The 2,748-nt window shown below is 77.7% G+C and carries 2 protein-coding genes and 1 pseudogene; 2 read left to right on the top strand and 1 reads right to left on the bottom strand.

The features are described 5' to 3' along the window. Positions 1 to 719: pseudogene (locus tag RBH18_RS43520) on the bottom strand (vanadium-dependent haloperoxidase); the annotation flags it as partial. 178 nt (positions 720 to 897) lie between these two features. On the opposite strand from RBH18_RS43520, the gene RBH18_RS43525 reads away from it, so the two are divergent. Both RBH18_RS43525 and RBH18_RS43530 read left to right on the top strand, forming a co-directional pair. After that, a complete protein-coding gene (locus RBH18_RS43525) occupies positions 898 to 2,400 on the top strand; it encodes an alpha/beta hydrolase (RefSeq protein ID WP_306216382.1) in 1,503 nt (500 codons plus the stop codon). A 6-nt stretch (positions 2,401 to 2,406) separates the two neighbouring features. After that, on the top strand, positions 2,407 to 2,748 hold a 342-nt coding region (locus RBH18_RS43530; RefSeq protein ID WP_306216383.1), incomplete at its 3' end, for a hypothetical protein.

Raw genomic sequence — 2,748 nt, forward strand, 5'->3', positions numbered from 1 at the left:
GACCCGGCCGGCAGGGACCAGAACTGGTAGGTCGCGAGCAGGTCGGGCCGCGGCGGTTCGGCGCTGCCGAGCACCGCCGCTTCCGCGCAGGCGGTCGCGTAGGCGTGGCTGGTCAGCGCGGGCGGCGGCCCGGGAACGTACCGGTGGGGATCGGCCACGGCGAACGGCCGCACGTCGCGGTACTGCACGCCCGCCCAGGCGGCGCGGAAGACCCCGGGCCCCGCGCCGGCCGGCTGGCTCTCGACCGGGGTGGACCCGTCGGCGGCGCGCGCGGCCGACACCGCCGCACCGACCTGCCGGCCCCAGCGGGCGCCGCTTGCCACGCCCGGCACCTGGGCCGCCCGCAGCCGGGCCAGGTCGCTCGCCAGCCGGGCGTCGTAGCCGGCCGCCCGCCCGGGATCCGCCCGGGTCAGCACGGCGTGCGCCGCCGCTGCCGCCGCGGCCTGCCCGTCCCCGCCGCGCGGGCCGGGTCCGGCCACGAGCGCCGGAGTCCGGGCCCGCGCCCCCGCCAGCCCGTTGACCGCGTCGTAGATCGAGACCCCGACCAGAGCGTACAGCCGGGCGGCGTCGGCGTCGGACGCCCGGACGGTGCGCACCGCGGTCAGCGCCAGCTCGTTCCAGCCCCGTACGGCGTCCAGATCGGCCGCCGGGCCCGGCGCGCGGGCCGGAGCGACCAGCCCGGCCCCGCCGAGCACGACGGCCAGCAGCAGAGACCTCATGCCCCACCCTGGGCACCGGCGGCAGATCAGCTCAATCCACCGTGGAGCCAGTGCTGGGCGGCCGGACGGGCGACCGGCCGGACGCGGGAGCGGCGTCTCCTCCTCCCCCGGGAGAGGGAGACAGACCTCCCGCTGTGGGCGGACGACCCGGCCGGGCGGCCCGCCGAGGATGGACGGCATGACGAAAGCACGTTTCGCCGCCGCCCTGGCCGCCGTGACCGCCCTCGCCGCCGGCTGCGCGCCGCCGGTGCCGGTCGCCGCGGGCGGCGGACAGGCCACGCTCACCGCCTCCGCCGAGGCCCTCGCCGCTCTCGGCGACTGCCCGGAGCTGCCCGGCCTGCCCACCGCGCGCTGCGGGCAGATCACCGTGCCGCGCGACCGGGCCCGCCCCGCCGGGGGCACGATCACGGTCGGGTTCGCGCTCGTGCCGCACACCGACACGTCGCGGCCGGGGCTGGGCACCGTCGTGCCGAATCCCGGCGGGCCGGGCGGGTCCACCATCGACCTGGCCGGGAAGATGTTCACCGACGCCCTCGAGCCGCTGCTCGACCGCCGTGACGTGCTGCTCGTCGACACCCGTGGCGTCGGCCGGTCGGCGGCGCTGTCCTGCCCGGCGCTCGACGGGCCGGGGCGGGTCTTCGCTCCGCTCCGCGAGCAGCGGCGGCTCATCGGCGAGTGCGGCCGGCAGCTCGGCGACCGGGCCGGCGACTACAGCACGACCGCGATCGCCGACGACATCGACGCGGTGCGGGCGACCCTCGGGCTCAGCCGCCTCGACCTGCTCGGGGTCTCCTACGGCACGTACCTGATGGCCACCTACGCCCAGCGTCACCCGCGGCACGTGCGCACGGTCAGCCTCGCCGGCGCGTACGCCGTCAATGTCGACACCACCGGCCAGGTCGGCGCCGCCGCGTTCCGCCGGGCCGTGAGCCTGGTCTGCGGGCGCACCGGCGAGTGCTCCGGCGACCGGGTGCTGTCCGACCTGGCCGCGCTCATGAGGCGGCTCCGCGCGCACCCCGAGACGATCACCGTCACCCACGCGGGCGTCCGGCACCGGGTCACGCTCGACGAGTGGCAGATGACCTCGGTGGCCGGGCGGGTCTACGCCAACCAGCCGGACACCGCCGCCGAGCTTGCCCTGGCGACGGCCGCGGCAGCCGCCCGCCGGGGCGACCTGGGCCCGGTGCGTGCCCTGGTGCGGGCGAGCCTGCTGGCGTCGGCCGAGATCTACTCGTACGGGCCGGCCGTGCTCTCCGACGCGCAGGCCTGGGCCGTCACCTGCCACGACTACCTGCGCGACTTCGACTACGCCGACCCGGTCGCCGTGCGCACCCGCGACTACAACGCGACGCAGGCGAGGCTGCGGGACGCCGGCTTCGCGCCGTTCACCGCCGAGGCGTGGGTGACGCGGGCGGACTACGACACCGGGGCCTGCCTGAGCTGGCCCGGCGACCGCTCCGCCCGGTCGCCGTTCGCGCCGGGTGCGGCGCTGCCGGACGTACCCGTGCTGGTCCTCAGCGGTGACCTGGACGCGAACACCCCCGTCGAGTCCGGGGAGGCCGCGGCCGCGCAGTTCCCGCACGCGACCACCAAGGTGATCGCCGGCGCGGGGCACACCCCGGCGAGTACGCCGGAAGGGGCGGGCGAGATCATGCGGTTCATCCGGGACGCGAGGGCCTGACCGGCCATGGGGGATCCGGTGCGCGCCGGCGACGACGAGAACACCGCTCTGCGCCGCCAGTCGCTGCTGATCGCGATCGGGTGCGTGATCGGCGACGGCGCCCCCTTCCTGCTCAAGGTCGCGGACCATCCGGCGCATCCGGTCGTCTGGGTCGCCGGGGCGGCGATCCTGCTCGCCGACCTCGCACTCGCCCTGCCGGCCCGCACGGCCGGTCCCGTGGCGGTCGTCCACGCCGTCGTCCGGACCGGGGTCGCCGCCGTGCTGGCCGCCGCCACCGGCGACCGGGACAGCATCGGCAACGCGACCGGGCTGGCCGTCGCCGGTTACCGGGAGCAGCGTCCTCGCCGG

This window comes from Actinoplanes oryzae, assembly GCF_030757795.1.
GTDB lineage: Bacteria > Actinomycetota > Actinomycetes > Mycobacteriales > Micromonosporaceae > Actinoplanes.